This is a genomic window from Nocardia sp. NPDC056100 (assembly GCF_042266325.1).
Classification (GTDB): Bacteria; Actinomycetota; Actinomycetes; order Mycobacteriales; family Mycobacteriaceae; genus Nocardia.
Genome location: NZ_JBHJVY010000007.1, coordinates 169295 through 183358, shown reverse-complemented (window position 1 = coordinate 183358; position 14064 = coordinate 169295). Strand labels below are relative to the sequence as shown.

Sequence of the window (14064 nt, the reverse complement as noted above, 5' to 3'; positions counted from 1 at the left end):
CCAGATGGCCGCCGAACTCGCCGAGCTGCTCACCATCGCCCGTGATGTACTCGACGCCGCCGCACCGCGTTTCGTGGAAGGCGTCGGCGCGCCCAGCGCGGTCGAGAAGGGGCGCAACGATTTCGCGACCGAACTCGATCTGGAGCTGGAACGCACCATCTCCGAGCAGCTGACCGAGCGCACCGGATTCCCGGTGCACGGTGAGGAATTCGGCGGCCCCCAGCTCACCAGCGGTACCGCGTGGGTGCTGGACCCCATTGACGGCACGTTCAATTACTCTGCGGGACATCCGCTTTCGGGGATGCTGCTGGCGCTGGTGCGGGACGGCGAACCGGTCATCGGCTTGACCTGGCTGCCCGGGCTCAATCAGCGCTACGCCGCCACCGTGGAAGGGCCGGTTCTGCTGAACGGGCAGCCGCTGCCGAAACTGGCGCACGGCAAGCTCTCCAGCGCCATGATCGGCTTCGGGGCCTTCAATATCGATGGGGCGGGCCGTATTCCGGGGATCTTCCGCTTCAACCTGCTGGGTGCGCTGAGCCGGTTGTCGGGGCGCGTCCGCATGCACGGTTCGACGGGAATCGACTTGGCATACACCGCATCCGGCGTGTTGGGTGGAGCGGTCGTCTTCGGACACCATCCCTGGGACAACGCCGCGGGCGTGGCCCTGGTGCGGGCCGCGGGCGGCGTGGTCACCGATCTGCTGGGCCGCGACTGGACCATCGAATCCAAGTCGGTGCTGGCCGCCGCGCCCGGCGTGCACGAGGAACTACTGGACATGATCGGCGAAACCGTCAGGGCCGCCGACATATCCGACGAAAGGTAGAGCAATGACGTTGGCAGTGCGCGTAATCCCGTGCCTGGACGTGGACGCCGGCCGCGTGGTCAAGGGCGTCAACTTCGAAAACCTGCGTGACGCGGGCGATCCCGTCGAACTCGCCGCCACCTACGACGCCCAGGGCGCGGACGAACTCACCTTCCTCGACGTCACCGCCTCCACCGGCGACCGCGGCACCATGATCGACGTGGTTACCCGCACCGCCGAACAGATCTTCATCCCCCTCACCGTCGGCGGCGGCGTCCGCACCGTTGCCGATGTGGACCGCCTGCTGCGCGCGGGCGCGGACAAGGTCTCGGTCAACACCGCCGCCATCGCCAATCCCGATGTGCTGCGCGAAATGTCGGAACGCTTCGGCTCCCAGTGCATCGTCCTCTCGGTCGACGCCCGCACGGTGCCCGCAGGCCAGCCCGCCACCCCCTCCGGCTGGGAAGTCACCACCCACGGCGGCAAACGCGGCACCGGCATCGACGCCGTCGAATGGGCAATCCGCGGAGCCGAACTCGGCGTAGGCGAAATCCTGCTCAACTCCATGGACGCCGACGGCACCAAAGCAGGCTTCGACCTCACCATGATCCGCGCCGTCCGAGCCGCCGTCTCCGTCCCCGTCATCGCCTCCGGCGGCGCGGGCAAGGTCGAAGACTTCGCCCCCGCCGTCCACTCCGGCGCCGACGCCGTCCTCGCCGCCAGCGTCTTCCACTTCGGCGACCTCACCATCGGCCAGGTCAAAGACGCCATGCGCACCGAAGGCATCACCGTCCGCTGACCCGCATCACCCCGAGCGTGTCCTCCCAAGGACCGCACCCCCTTTCGGAATGATTGCACCGGCACCACGCCGCCGCATACCGCCGAGGGGGAGCTATGCCCGACCACGATCCATCACCGAATCCATCGGACCCGCGCACTGTGGACGGTACTCAATCCGACATCGTCCCGCCTCCCGGTGAGAAGCCCGAATCACTAACCGATGCCGTGTCCGAGCGAGGGGCGACGAAGCCGCTCGATACGACAACCGGTGCCGCGCCCGGATCGGTTGCCGCGTCTACGGATTCGAACGACGTGGTAGATGTGCCCGTGGCACCGGCCGCGGACCACACCGAATCGACGGCGATGCCGAACCGGGGAGCAAGGTGGGCGCGGATTGTCACTGCCGTCGGAGGACTCGGGGCGGGGCTGGTCGGCGGTGGGGTGCTGCTGGCGCTGTACAGCCGGTTCGGTGCGAGCAGTCGGACCCTTGACGATCGATATGTCGATGGGCGAGATGTGTTCGGCGGCTTTCGGCTACCGCTCGGGGACGTGCCCGGCCACTGGATCACCGCCGCGCTGATCGCGGGGGTGATCATGCTGATAGTGGTCGGCGATCTACTGCGCCGGAGCCGCGACCCGGAGGGGGGTGTCAGCGTCTGGTGGCTGCTGATGGTGGTCGTGCTGTTCGGACTCGGCTGGTACAGCGTTACCAGGCATATTCCCGGCGTGCTCGACGAGGTGCGGTTCCAGTACCCGTTCTTCCCCCAACTGCCCACTGCCGCAGCGGCTATCGGATTGGTTCTGCTCGGTACGATCGGGGTTTTCGGCCTCGTGCGCACGACCGTCGTGCACACGGCGGGTCGGAAAGCGCTGCTGCTCGGGCTCACTGTCGGAGTTGTGATGAGTGCCGTGACTGCCGCCGTTGCCGTTCACGCCGGTGATGACAATGCCCGGATCGACCATGCCACCGCGACACCGGTTCCGGTACCGGCGATTCCGGCCCATCTGGGGAGCGAGCGGTATCGGGTCACGCCGGTCAACCCAGCGGGTGACCGGGACTATCCCGACATAGTCGCTGCCGGAGCCGGTTTCGTCGTCGCCACGATTACCGGGCTGATCGCCTACGACGGAGTGACCGGCGCGGAGCGGTGGCATTTTCAACGTTCGGATGTGCTGCGCGACAGGCGCGAAGGGGTCGGCTACATCATCGGATCATTGCGAGCACTGGACGAGGGAACGGTCGTGCTGGCGCAATGGAAGAATGGCGATGCCACCGCATTCGACGCGGTCACCGGTGCGCTGCTGTGGACACGATCCGAGTTCACCGATGTCGCGTTCAGCGGCGCGCAGTGGCGGATGGCCCGGGAATCGGAGTGGACCGGCGCGACCCCACTGCTCGCCGAGAATGGTTCCCGGCTCGATCGGTTCGATGCGCGCACCGGAAACCGGTTGTGGTCCAAGGACTTCGACTGTCCTATGGGTTTCGATCGAACCATCAGCACCACTGCCGCAATCTACGTCACCTCCACCTGTCCGGGCACGGATGAAGCCGGTCGACGGCTGGTCGTGACAGCTCTGAGTCCGGCGACCGGAGCGGTGATCGCCGAACGTGAGGTCGCCCGGCTCCCGGCTCACGGTGTGATCCCGCCGCACTACACACATCTCGGTGGTGCGCTGATCATCGGATTCACCCAGAACGATTCCGAGGATGATCACTGGATCCTGATCGATCGCCCCGAAAATCTGTCGACGGCCCGGATCCGCCCCGGCTACCCGTGGAATGTATTCGCCGCGGACGCGACCGGAGCCGAACTTCTCGTGCAGCTCTCGAAGCCCCCGGGCGCACCCGATACCGTGGAAGTTCGCCGCTCCGCCGACGACTCCGTCGCCTACCGCATCGAAATCCCCGGCCGGGGAACCCCGCTCAGCAAACAGGTAGACCTCTTCCTCGCCGATGAATTGGTGGAGGCCACCTATTACAGCAACGACACCGCTGTGCACCCCAGGACGGCCCACGCCTGGAGCCGAATCGACGGAACACCCATCACCGCTACCCCGATCAGTCGCGGTGATGAGGAATGCGATCCGGTGCACGTGCTGTCCGGCCCGGGCTCCACCCTGGTGCTGTGCTACGCGGCTACCGGAACGGACATCATCGGATTCGCCCCGTGATACCGGCTACCCGCTGGTAGCGCACGTGGTTCGCCCTGTTATAACCGAGGGATGAGTCTCGATCCCGCTATTGCTGCCCGTCTCAAGCGCAATGAGGATGGGTTGTTCGCGGCTGTCGCGCAGGAGCGCGGTACCGGGGATGTGCTGATGATGGCCTGGATGGATGATGAGGCGCTGGCTCGGACGCTGGAGACGCGTAAGGGGACGTACTATTCGCGGTCGCGGCAGCAGTACTGGGTGAAGGGGGAGACCTCGGGGCATACGCAGTATGTGCATGAGGTCCGGTTGGATTGCGATGGGGATACCGTGCTGCTGATCGTGGATCAGGAAGGTGCGGCGTGCCATACGGGGACGCACACCTGCTTCGATACCGATGTGCTGCTCGCCCGGGGCGATCAGCTGCTCTAATCCAGGTGGCTGTTGGGGCGGCCGGAGCGGCCTACGCCGCGGGCCATGCCTTTGTCGAGTTGCTGGAGAAGTGCCTCGCCGAGTTCGAGCAACTCTTTGGTCTGGTCTTTGTCGAGTCCGTCGAAGACCAGTCCGCGTACGCATTCCAGGTATCCGGGGGCGGCCTCGGTGACCTTCTGGAAGCCCGCGTCGGTGAGTACGGCCTGTGCGCCGCGTCGTCCGGAGATGGAGACGCGTTCGGCCCAGCCCAAACGCTCGAGCTTGGAAATCACATGGGAGAGACGCGATAGCGATGCGTTTGCCTTTTGCGCAAGCTCACTCAGTTGCAACCGGTGGCCTGGTTCTTCGGAGAGCAGAGTCATCACGAAGTATTCGAAATGGGTAATCCCGGACTCACGTTGAAGCTGGGTATCCAGTGCAGCGGGGAGTCGGGTGGTCAGCGCGATGACGGTTCGCCACGCTCGCTGTTCCATGGGATTCAACCACTTTGTCACCGTGCCAGCCCTCTCGTAGCAGCCAAGTGACATGTTGTGCTGGCCAGTCCGGCGGTTGGTGGAGCATCAACAGCGAGTCACCCGCAAAGCAAAGTTTGCCACGATTTCGCTCGTCAGTCACGGTGTTCATGAATGACGTGACATCCATCACGCGTGTCGCACGGTGAAATCAGTACGCGCCGGGTTCCGCGGGATTTGGCGGAGTATCGGCGGACACGCGCGGCTTTTCCGGAACCGGCTGTTGCTTCGCGGCGCGATTCTTCCGGATTCGCCTGCGCACCAAGAGAAATGCCACACCGAGGAACACCACCGCGGCCGCGATCGCACCCGCCAGCGCGGCCCCGCGAAATGCGGGCGCGTCGACATCCATAATCCGCTGACCGGCGTGTGCGGCATTGGAACTGCCGAGTACGACGGTCAGCGTCATCAAATTCGGGATGGCGGCAATGAGGGCGAGAACGGCCGAAGCGCCCGCAATAAACGGACCGCTCCGTTTCCGCCAGGTCATTCCCGCGATCAACAGCAGAAAAAGCGGCAGAAAGGTACAAACCGCACCCATCGACAAACCGGTCCAGATGCCCTTGGAGAAACTGCCGTGCACCATTTCCGCGATCCGCTGCGCCCACCAGCGCGGAATGAACGCCGCCAGAATGAGATACGACAACCACAGCACCACCGCCGCGATAACCAGCGCGATGATGCGATTGCGCCACGTGACGAACGAGGATCGCTTGCGCTCCGGCACGGTCTCGCTGGGCGTAGTCATAGCCCAAGCGTATGCCGCGCCGCGCGACGCGGCAGTGAGCGCCACTCCGGACCAACCGGACGCGACGGACGAATCGAAGCGTCGCGGTGGGTGCGGGGCTCGAATCAGCTACGCGCGCGCAGGAACTCCAGCGCCTCATCCGCGTGCACATTGGCGCGCAGCTCGCTGTTGATCACCTTGGCGATGCTGCCGTCGGGATCGATGATGAAGGTGGTGCGCTTGACCGGCATGAGCGGGCCGAGCAGTCCACGCTTCACACCGAACTCGGCCGCCACCTTCGCGCCCTTGTCCGAGAGCAGCGGATAGCCGAGCCCCTGCTTCTGCGCGAACCCGGACTGCACCTCGACATCATCGGCGCTGATCCCGACGCAGGACGCGCCCAGGGCCTTGAATTCGCCTGCCAGATCCCGGAAGTGGCACGCCTCGGCGGTGCACACCGGGGTGTTGGCGGCGGGGTAGAAGAAGAGCACCACGGGACCATCCGCGAGCAGCGACTCGAGGGAACGCACGGTGCCGGACTGATCCGGAAGCTCGAACTTCGGGGCGAGCTGACCTGGCTTCATACGCAGCAGATTACGTGATTACCTTCGCGCACGAATCAGCCCGTGGACGGACCTGTCTGTACGGTCCGGCCGCGGGCCGTTTTCGGAACTTCGGGAACACCCTTGGGTCAGACACCGATGAGCGCGGCGACCTCAGGGTTCTTGATATCCATGACATCGAGAATGCCGTGTGCCCGCAGGAACGGCTTGAGCTCACGAAGACGCTCGGTGTGCTCGGCGTACTCGTCCGGGAAGCTGCGCGGATCGAGCGCCTCCAGGGCCTTCACATAGGTGACGAACGAGGCGATGGCGCTGTACTTACCGCCGACCTGCTGACCACCCTGCTGGTGATTCATATTCATCATCCGCGGCGGTTGACCGGGCATACCCTGGCCGACCTGCGGAGCAGCGTGCCGTGGACCCTCCGGAGCTACCGGTTGCGAGGGGTACATCTGTGTTGAACTCCTCTCGATTGGGATACCGCGTGCGACCTCTCCATCTGCTGGAGGAGCAGATTGATCTGCTGGAAGCGCAGATTGCCGCGAGCGTAGTGATGACCGCACCGAGTATTCGCCGCCGGAGGGGTCCTGGCTGGGCGGGGATGGCCAATTCAATTTCCCGTTGTGTCGCCTGGAATGATGGGGCAATGCCCAGCGCGTCGAACCCCTCCACCACCTCCCGCGAACAGTTCCGGTTGCTCGCGGCCGATCATCGGGTTGTGCCGGTGATTCGAAAGGTGTTGGCGGACTCGGAGACTCCACTCTCGGCCTACCGCAAACTGGCCGCCGACCGGGCCGGGACCTTCCTGCTCGAATCCGCCGAAAACGGGCGCTCCTGGTCGCGATGGTCGTTCATCGGCGCCGGAAGTCCGACCGCATTGAGCGTGGTCGACGGTGAGGCGGCCTGGCTCGGGCAGAGTCCGGCCGACGCGCCCGCCGGTGGCGACCCGCTGGTCGCGCTGCGTGAAACCCTGGAATTGCTGCGCACCGAACGCCTGCCCGGTCTGCCGCCTTTGACCGGTGGCATGGTCGGCTACCTCGGCTATGACGCCGTGCGCCGGATGGAACGCCTGCCCGCGCTCGCCGCCGATGATCTGGAACTGCCGGAGATGGTGCTGCTGCTGGCCACCGATCTGGCCGCCTTCGACCATCACGAGGGCGCGATCACCCTGATCGCCAATGCCGTCAATTGGAACGGCACCGATGACCGCGTCGACGAGGCGTACGACGACGCCGTGGCCCGGCTCGATCGCATGACCGAAGCCCTTGCCGCCCCGGCCGAATCCACCGTCTCGGTATTCGATCGTCCTGAACCGAACTTCCGCCGCCAGCGCACCTCCGAGGAATTCGGCGCTGGCGTGCGCCGCCTGGTCAAGGAGATCGAGGCGGGCGAGGCGTTCCAGGTGGTGCTGTCGCAGCGCTTCGAGATCGAATACGGCGGTACGCCGATCGACCTGTATCGCATGCTGCGCGCGTCGAATCCGAGCCCGTACATGTACCTCATGCACATTCCGGACGGTTCCGGCGGCACCGCGTTCTCCATCGTCGGCTCCAGCCCGGAATCGCTGGTGACGGTCAAGGACGGCATCGCGACCACGCATCCCATCGCGGGCACGCGCTGGCGCGGGACCACCGAGGAGGACGATCTGCTCCTCGAGAAGGATCTGCTCGCCGATGAGAAGGAGAACGCCGAGCACCTCATGCTCGTCGATCTCGGCCGCAATGACATCGGCCGCGTCTGCGAACCGGGCACCGTGCGCGTCACCGAATACCGGCATATCGAGCGCTACAGCCATGTGATGCACCTGGTTTCGACGGTGTCGGGTCGCCTGGCCGCAGGCAAGGTGGCCTTCGACGCGGTGCAGGCGTGCTTCCCCGCGGGCACCCTCTCGGGCGCGCCCAAGGTGCGGGCCATGGAACTCATCGAGGAACTCGAGCCCACCCGCCGCGGTATCTACGGCGGTGTGGTCGGCTATCTCGATTTCGCCGGTGACGCCGATACCGCCATCTGTATCCGCACCGCGCTGCTCAAGAACGGCACGGCATACGTACAGGCGGGCGCGGGCGTCGTCGCGGACTCCGATCCGGACTACGAGGACGTCGAATCGCGCAACAAGGCGATGGCCGTCCTCAAGGCCGTGGCCGCCGCCGAAACCCTGCGCGCCTACCGCCCGAACGGCAGCGCCGATGAGTGATCCGGACCCCGACCCGGAAAAGGCCGTACCGCAGCGGGATTCGGATGACCTGACCGCCGCGTCGGCCGATGCGCAAGCCGCACAGGCGGATGCGCAAGCGGCGCGGGCGGATGCGGTGCACGCCGAAGCCGACGCCGCCGAGGCGAAAGCCGATGCGCGCCAAGCCGAGACGGATGGGGCCAAGTCGAAGCCCAGGCCCGTGGGCGCGGCGGCCCTGCTCGCCGTGGCCGCGGCACTGCTGTGGGCCGCGTCGCGGATGACCTGGGTGAGCGTCGAAGTCATCAGCGAACTCGGTCCCGGCCGCACCGACAAACTCGACGGCGGGACCTGGTTCGGCGCGCTGACGCCGCTGGCCCTGGTGCTGCTCGCCACCATCGCGGCGGTTTTCGCCACCAGCGGCTGGCCGCGCCGCATCATCGGCGTGGTCGTGGCGGTCCTCGCCGCCGTGGCCGCCGTACCCGCGTACGCCCTGCTCAAGGGCGCCGGGAAAACCGCGGAGCGGGCCGGTCGGCTGGCGGAATTACACGACTGGGAACATGTAGGGCAGGCGCAGACCTCGACGCTGCCCGCGGTGCTGACCCTCATCGGCGCGGTGGCGGCGTTCGGAGCCGGTGTGCTGCTGACGCGCATGCCGTCGGCCTCCGCGCCCATGTCCGGAAAATACGACAACCCGGTTTTCCGGAAGTCCGAGGCGGCCGAACAGGTTGCCGAACATCACGCGGTGACGCGCGCCGCGGAATCCGGGTCACAGTCGACCCCGGCGGAGCCGCTGTCGGGCCGTGTCCTGTGGGATGCCCTCGACGCCGGTGCGGATCCGACCGACGATGAAACCAATACCCCTGCCGCACACGATGATCCAGGTAGCGGGAAAACGGGCCAGAAGCCCGTGTGAGCAGCGGGCCGGAGCAGAGTCGCTCCCGGTTCCGCCCCCGCCGACAGTGACGGGAACATAGCCATTTACTCTTTATCAGCATCGGTGAGACAGCGCCTGGGGGGATTCTCAGGCAGCAAGTCCGTCTCCCCAGAAAGGATTCGAGCCAGATGACGGTACTCGACTCGATTCTCGACGGGGTCCGCGCGGATGTGGCCGCTCGGGAAGCCCTCCTGGATTTTCAGGCAGTGAAGAAGGCCGCCGCCGCGGCGAAATCTCCACGTGACGCGAAGGCTGCGCTGCACGAAGAGGGTATCGGCGTTATCGCCGAGGTGAAGCGGTCTTCTCCTTCCAAGGGCGCCCTGGCCGACATTCCGGACCCGGCCGTGCTGGCCCGTGCGTACGAGGACGGCGGCGCGCGCATCATCAGCGTGCTGACCGAACAGCGCCGCTTCGGCGGTTCGCTCGCGGATCTCGACGCGGTGCGTGCCGCGGTCGACATTCCGATCCTGCGCAAGGACTTCATCGTCGGCCCGTACCAGATTCACGAGGCCCGCGCCCACGGCGCGGACGTGATTCTGCTGATCGTGGCCGCGCTGCCGCAGGATGTGCTGTCCTCGCTCATCGACCGCACCGAATCGCTCGGCATGACCGCGCTGGTCGAGGTGCACACCGAGGAAGAGGCGGATCGCGCCCTCGAGGCCGGCGCCACCGTGATCGGTGTGAACGCCCGCAACCTCAAGACCCTCGAGGTCGATCGGGATGTGTTCGCGCGCATCGCCCCCGGCCTGCCCAGCGATGTCATTCGCATCGCCGAATCCGGTATCCGCGGCACCGCGGACCTGCTGGCCTACGCCGGAGCGGGCGCGGACGCCGTGCTCGTCGGCGAGGGCCTGGTGACGAGCGGCGACCCGCGCGCCGCGGTGGCCGAGCTGGTGACCGCCGGCACCCATCCGTCCTGCCCGAAGCCGGTTCGCCGGGGCCGGTGAAAGAGCCGATGACACAGATCAACGACCTGGGTAAGAACACGCTCGGCCTGCCGCAGGCCAGCGCGGGCGTCTCGCATCGCAGTGCGCATGAGCCGGATCTCGGCGGGCACTTCGGCGTATACGGCGGCCGCCATGTGCCCGAGGCGCTCATGGCCGTGATCGAAGAGGTCACCGCCGAATACGACAAGGTGCGCGTCGACCCCAACTTCCTCAATGAGCTGGATCGGTTGCAGCGCGACTACACCGGGCGTCCGTCGCCGGTGTTCGAGTGCAAGAACCTCGCCAAGCATGCGGGCGGGGCGCGGCTGGTGCTCAAGCGAGAAGACCTGAACCACACCGGTTCTCACAAAATCAACAATGTGCTCGGGCAGGCGCTGCTCGCCAAGCGCATGGGTAAGACCCGCGTCATCGCGGAGACGGGCGCGGGCCAGCACGGCGTCGCCACCGCCACCGCGTGCGCGCTGCTCGGCCTGGAATGCGTCATTTACATGGGTGCGGTCGATACCGCGCGGCAGGCGCTGAACGTGGCCCGCATGCGGTTGCTCGGGGCCGAAGTCGTCAGTGTGACAACGGGTTCGCAGACGCTCAAGGACGCCATCAACGAGGCGCTGCGGGACTGGGTCACCAATGCCGACGCGACCTACTACTGCTTCGGCACCGCCGCCGGACCGCATCCGTTCCCGCTCATGGTGCGCGACTTCCAGCGCATCGTCGGTATGGAGGCGCGCCAGCAGATCCAGGCGCTGACCGGTCGGCTCCCCGATGCGGTAACCGCCTGTGTCGGTGGCGGTTCCAATGCCATCGGCATCTTCCACCCGTTCATCGACGATGAAGGCGTGCGCCTGATCGGCTACGAGGCGGCGGGCGACGGTGTCGAAACCGGCCGTCACGCAGCCACTTTCGCCGGTGGGCGGCCCGGTGCGTTCCAGGGCGCGTACTCGTACCTGCTGCAGGACGAGGACGGCCAGACCATCGAATCGCATTCGATCTCAGCCGGTTTGGACTATCCGGGCGTCGGCCCGGAGCACGCGCACCTCAAGGACATCGGCCGCGCCGAATACCGGCCCATCACCGATGCCGAGGCCATGGACGCGCTCATGCTGTTGAGCCGCACCGAGGGCATCATCCCGGCCATCGAATCCGCGCACGCCGTCGCCGGTGCGCTGAAGCTGGGCCAGGAGTTGGGCGAGGGCGCGATCATTCTGGTCAATCTGTCCGGTCGCGGCGATAAGGATATGGACACCGCCGCCCGCTGGTTCGGGCTCTTCGACAAGACCGAGGAGAACGACAAGTGAGCCAGCAGTCCCGCCTTGCGAACACTTTTGCAGCCTGCCGTGAGGAGAATCGCGCGGCGCTCATCGGTTATCTGCCCGCCGGATACCCGGATTTGCAGGGCAGTATCGACGTCTGCCGCACCATGGTCGAATCCGGTTGCGACGTCATCGAAGTCGGCGTCGCGTACTCCGATCCGGTGATGGACGGACCGACCATCCAGGCCGCCGCCGAACAGGCGCTGCGCGGTGGCATCCGCGTCCGCGACGTGTTCAAGGTCGTCGAGGCGATCAGCCAGGCCGGTGGTAAGGCCGTGGTCATGACCTACTGGAATCCGGTGCTGCAGTACGGCGTCGACACCTTCTCCCGCGATCTCGCGGCGGCGGGCGGCCTCGGCCTGATCACGCCGAACCTGATTCCGGAAGAGGCCGACGACTGGTTCGTCGCCTCCTCCACCTACAACCTGGATCGCATCTTCCTGGTGGCGCCGTCCTCCACCGAAGAGCGCCTGGTCAAGACGCTGGAAGCCTCGCGCGGATTCGTCTATGCGGCCTCCACCATGGGCGTCACCGGCGCTCGTGACGCGGTCTCGGATATGGCTCCGGCCCTGTGCGCCCGCGTCCGCGCGCATTCGGATATTCCGATCGGCGTCGGCCTGGGTGTGCGCAATGGCGCGCAGGCGGCCGAAATCGCTTCCTACGCAGACGGAGTCATCGTCGGCTCGGCGCTGGTGAGCGCCGCCGCCCAGGGCCTGGGCGCGGTCCGCACCCTCACCGAGGAACTCGCCCTCGGTGTCCGCTCGGCCGCCGTGGCTTCCTGACATAGGCAATAGCGAAGGGCGCGCGTCGAATTCGACGCGCGCCCTTCGTGTTCCCGGACCACGCTCGTCCGGTGGTGCGCGCGTTGTTCGCCGAGGTGTCGGCGGCGCGCCACCCGGGCCACATGCCTTCCCAGCTGATTCCGCTACGGTGGGCGCGTGACCATACGAGCCCTGGCCGACCGAGTTCCGGCCTCCGACGTGCTGGCCTACATTCCCAGTCCGCCTCGCGGCGTATGGGATATCGGACCGTTCCCGCTGCGGGCCTACGCCATCTGCATCATCCTCGGCATCGTCGCGGCCATCTGGCTGGGGGAGAAGCGGTGGCAGCAGCGCGGCGGACAGCAGGGCATGGTGCTGGACGTGGCCATGTTCGCGGTGCCGCTGGGTCTGATCGGCGGCCGGCTCTATCACGTGGCCACCGACTGGTCGACGTACTTCGGTCCCGGCGGTAAGGCGGGGGACTGGTGGAAGATCTGGCAGGGCGGCCTCGGCATCTGGGGTGCGGTGCTGCTGGGCGCGCTCGGCGCGTGGATCGGCTGCCGCATCTACAAGATCCCGCTGCCCGCGTTCGGTGACGCCATCGCGCCGGGCATTCTGCTCGCGCAGGGCATCGGGCGGCTCGGCAACTACTTCAATCAGGAGTTGTTCGGCCGCACCACCACCATGCCGTGGGGGCTGGAGATCTACGACCGCTTCAACACCCACGGTGATCCGGATCTGATGAACGGCATCGCCTCGGGTCCGCCGGTCAAGATCGTGCAGCCGACCTTCCTGTACGAGCTGATCTGGAATCTGCTCGGCGTGGCGATCCTGCTGTACGTGGATCGCAAGTTCAAGATCGGGCACGGGCGGCTGTTCGCGCTGTACGTGGCGATCTACTGCTTCGGGCGCTTCTTCGTGGAGTTGCTGCGTGATGATCACGCCACCCATATCGCCGGGATCCGGATCAACTCGTTCACCGCGGCGATCGTATTCCTGTGCGCCATAGCGTATTTCGTCTTCGCGACCAAGGGGCGCGAGACGCCGGACCAGGTGCGCGCCGGTGTGCTGCGGCCGTGGCCGTGGCAGTTCTCCGCCCTGCGCAAGTACGGTGCGGGCACCGGGGTCGCGGCGGCCGAGTTCACCACCGCCGATGCCGCCGCGGCCGACACCGCCGCCGACGATGCGGCGATCGATCTCGAGAAGTCCGATTCGCCCGATCTCGAGAAGGCTGGGTCATCCGGGGACCCCGCCACCTCCGAATCCGCTTCGGAAGGCAACGAATCCGCAAAGGTTCGCGATAACTCTTCCGAATCCGGTGAATCCGAACCGGCGGTCACGCTCGACGAGACGAAAACGGTCGACTCGGGAAAGAATGGCTCCTGACCGCCGCGTATCGAGGCTCGCACGGCGGGTTCAGCACACAGGGGGCCGTGCGGCCCGCGATCCAGGAGGACTCGAGTGACGGATCCATTCGCCAAACAGCCGGAGCAGGGCCCGCAGTACGGCGCGCCCGGCACCGGCCCGCAGTACGGTCAGCCGCAGCCGGGTTACGGCCAGCCCCAGCCCGGTTACGGTGAGCCGCAGCCGGGTTACGGTCAGCCCCAGCCCGGATACGGCCAGCAGCCCGCGTACGGCGCACCGCAGCCCGCGTACGGCCAGCCCGGCCCCTACGGTCAGCCGATGCCCTACGGTGCGGACGCAGAGGCCCCGTTCGGCCGCGATCCGTACGGCGTCCCCTACTCGGACAAGTCCAAGCTCACCGCGGGCCTGTTGCAGATTCTGATCGGCACCCTGGGTATCGGCCGTTTCTACCTCGGTTACACCACCATCGGTGTGCTGCAACTGATCACATGCGGCGGCTTCGGTATCTGGTCGCTGATCGACGGCATTCTCATCCTCACCGGCAAGGTGCCGGACCCGCAGGGGCGTCCGCTCAAGGACTGATCGCGCGGTAGCGACACACCGACTTCGG

15 protein-coding genes are annotated in these 14064 nt (G+C 66.5%); 11 read left to right on the top strand and 4 right to left on the bottom strand.

The window, feature by feature from the left end:
• The first annotated feature begins 4 nt into the window (after positions 1–4).
• The 4 genes from ACFC0O_RS42380 (at position 5) to hisI (ending at position 4162) form a co-directional block, all read left to right on the top strand.
• A complete protein-coding gene (locus ACFC0O_RS42380) occupies positions 5–823 on the top strand; it encodes an inositol monophosphatase family protein (RefSeq protein ID WP_375967994.1) in 819 nt (272 codons plus the stop codon).
• Between the two features lie 4 nt (positions 824–827).
• A complete protein-coding gene (hisF, locus tag ACFC0O_RS42375) occupies positions 828–1601 on the top strand; it encodes an imidazole glycerol phosphate synthase subunit HisF (protein ID WP_375967993.1) in 774 nt (257 codons plus the stop codon).
• Between the two features lie 293 nt (positions 1602–1894).
• On the top strand, positions 1895–3754 hold the full coding sequence (locus ACFC0O_RS42370) for a PQQ-binding-like beta-propeller repeat protein (protein ID WP_375967992.1): 1860 nt from the start codon (positions 1895–1897) through the stop codon (positions 3752–3754).
• 51 nt (positions 3755–3805) lie between these two features.
• Entirely contained in the window at positions 3806–4162 is a 357-nt protein-coding gene (gene hisI / locus ACFC0O_RS42365; RefSeq protein ID WP_364643326.1) for a phosphoribosyl-AMP cyclohydrolase, read from the top strand.
• Here hisI and ACFC0O_RS42360 read toward each other — a convergent pair.
• From ACFC0O_RS42360 to ACFC0O_RS42345, 4 genes are all read right to left on the bottom strand, one after another.
• Positions 4159–4689, bottom strand: a complete 531-nt coding sequence (locus ACFC0O_RS42360; protein WP_364643323.1) for a MarR family transcriptional regulator — start codon at positions 4687–4689, stop codon at positions 4159–4161. The two genes, hisI and ACFC0O_RS42360, sit on opposite strands and share 4 nt — an antisense overlap.
• 136 nt (positions 4690–4825) lie before the next feature.
• Entirely contained in the window at positions 4826–5422 is a 597-nt protein-coding gene (locus tag ACFC0O_RS42355) for a permease (RefSeq protein WP_364643321.1), read from the bottom strand.
• Between the two features lie 104 nt (positions 5423–5526).
• On the bottom strand, positions 5527–5985 hold the full coding sequence (locus tag ACFC0O_RS42350) for a peroxiredoxin (protein ID WP_364643319.1): 459 nt from the start codon (positions 5983–5985) through the stop codon (positions 5527–5529).
• 107 nt (positions 5986–6092) lie between these two features.
• Complete coding sequence (locus ACFC0O_RS42345; protein WP_375967991.1) at positions 6093–6320, bottom strand: hypothetical protein; 228 nt, start codon at positions 6318–6320, stop codon at positions 6093–6095.
• 290 nt (positions 6321–6610) lie between these two features.
• Here ACFC0O_RS42345 and ACFC0O_RS42340 point away from each other — a divergent pair, with 290 nt between their 5' ends.
• The 7 genes from ACFC0O_RS42340 (at position 6611) to ACFC0O_RS42310 (ending at position 14036) form a co-directional block, all read left to right on the top strand.
• On the top strand, positions 6611–8158 hold the full coding sequence (locus ACFC0O_RS42340) for an anthranilate synthase component I (RefSeq protein WP_375967990.1): 1548 nt from the start codon (positions 6611–6613) through the stop codon (positions 8156–8158).
• Entirely contained in the window at positions 8151–9050 is a 900-nt protein-coding gene (locus ACFC0O_RS42335; RefSeq protein ID WP_375967989.1) for a TIGR02234 family membrane protein, read from the top strand. The genes ACFC0O_RS42340 and ACFC0O_RS42335 overlap by 8 nt, the downstream gene beginning before the upstream one ends.
• A 149-nt stretch (positions 9051–9199) precedes the next feature.
• A complete protein-coding gene (trpC, locus tag ACFC0O_RS42330) occupies positions 9200–10018 on the top strand; it encodes an indole-3-glycerol phosphate synthase TrpC (RefSeq protein WP_067570623.1) in 819 nt (272 codons plus the stop codon).
• 8 nt (positions 10019–10026) lie between these two features.
• Positions 10027–11313, top strand: a complete 1287-nt coding sequence (gene trpB, locus ACFC0O_RS42325) for a tryptophan synthase subunit beta (RefSeq protein ID WP_375967988.1) — start codon at positions 10027–10029, stop codon at positions 11311–11313.
• Entirely contained in the window at positions 11310–12110 is an 801-nt protein-coding gene (gene trpA, locus ACFC0O_RS42320; protein ID WP_364643308.1) for a tryptophan synthase subunit alpha, read from the top strand. The genes trpB and trpA overlap by 4 nt, the downstream gene beginning before the upstream one ends.
• A gap of 156 nt (positions 12111–12266) precedes the next feature.
• Entirely contained in the window at positions 12267–13475 is a 1209-nt protein-coding gene (lgt, locus tag ACFC0O_RS42315) for a prolipoprotein diacylglyceryl transferase (RefSeq protein WP_375967987.1), read from the top strand.
• A 75-nt stretch (positions 13476–13550) separates the two neighbouring features.
• On the top strand, positions 13551–14036 hold the full coding sequence (locus ACFC0O_RS42310) for an NINE protein (protein ID WP_375967986.1): 486 nt from the start codon (positions 13551–13553) through the stop codon (positions 14034–14036).
• The last annotated feature ends 28 nt before the right edge of the window (positions 14037–14064 follow it).

Excerpts from the sequence above, each read along its gene's own strand:
- hisI (WP_364643326.1), top strand. The coding sequence starts at position 3,806 with ATGAGTCTCGATCCCGCTATTGCTGCCCGTCTCAAGCGCAATGAGGAT.
- ACFC0O_RS42360 (WP_364643323.1), bottom strand. The coding sequence starts at position 4,689 with ATGTCACTTGGCTGCTACGAGAGGGCTGGCACGGTGACAAAGTGGTTG.
- ACFC0O_RS42335 (WP_375967989.1), top strand. The coding sequence starts at position 8,151 with ATGAGTGATCCGGACCCCGACCCGGAAAAGGCCGTACCGCAGCGGGAT.
- ACFC0O_RS42350 (WP_364643319.1), bottom strand. The coding sequence starts at position 5,985 with ATGAAGCCAGGTCAGCTCGCCCCGAAGTTCGAGCTTCCGGATCAGTCC.
- ACFC0O_RS42355 (WP_364643321.1), bottom strand. The coding sequence starts at position 5,422 with ATGACTACGCCCAGCGAGACCGTGCCGGAGCGCAAGCGATCCTCGTTC.
- ACFC0O_RS42380 (WP_375967994.1), top strand. The coding sequence starts at position 5 with ATGGCCGCCGAACTCGCCGAGCTGCTCACCATCGCCCGTGATGTACTC.
- hisF (WP_375967993.1), top strand. The coding sequence starts at position 828 with ATGACGTTGGCAGTGCGCGTAATCCCGTGCCTGGACGTGGACGCCGGC.
- ACFC0O_RS42340 (WP_375967990.1), top strand. The coding sequence starts at position 6,611 with ATGCCCAGCGCGTCGAACCCCTCCACCACCTCCCGCGAACAGTTCCGG.
- ACFC0O_RS42345 (WP_375967991.1), bottom strand. The coding sequence starts at position 6,320 with ATGAATCACCAGCAGGGTGGTCAGCAGGTCGGCGGTAAGTACAGCGCC.
- trpB (WP_375967988.1), top strand. The coding sequence starts at position 10,027 with ATGACACAGATCAACGACCTGGGTAAGAACACGCTCGGCCTGCCGCAG.
- trpC (WP_067570623.1), top strand. The coding sequence starts at position 9,200 with ATGACGGTACTCGACTCGATTCTCGACGGGGTCCGCGCGGATGTGGCC.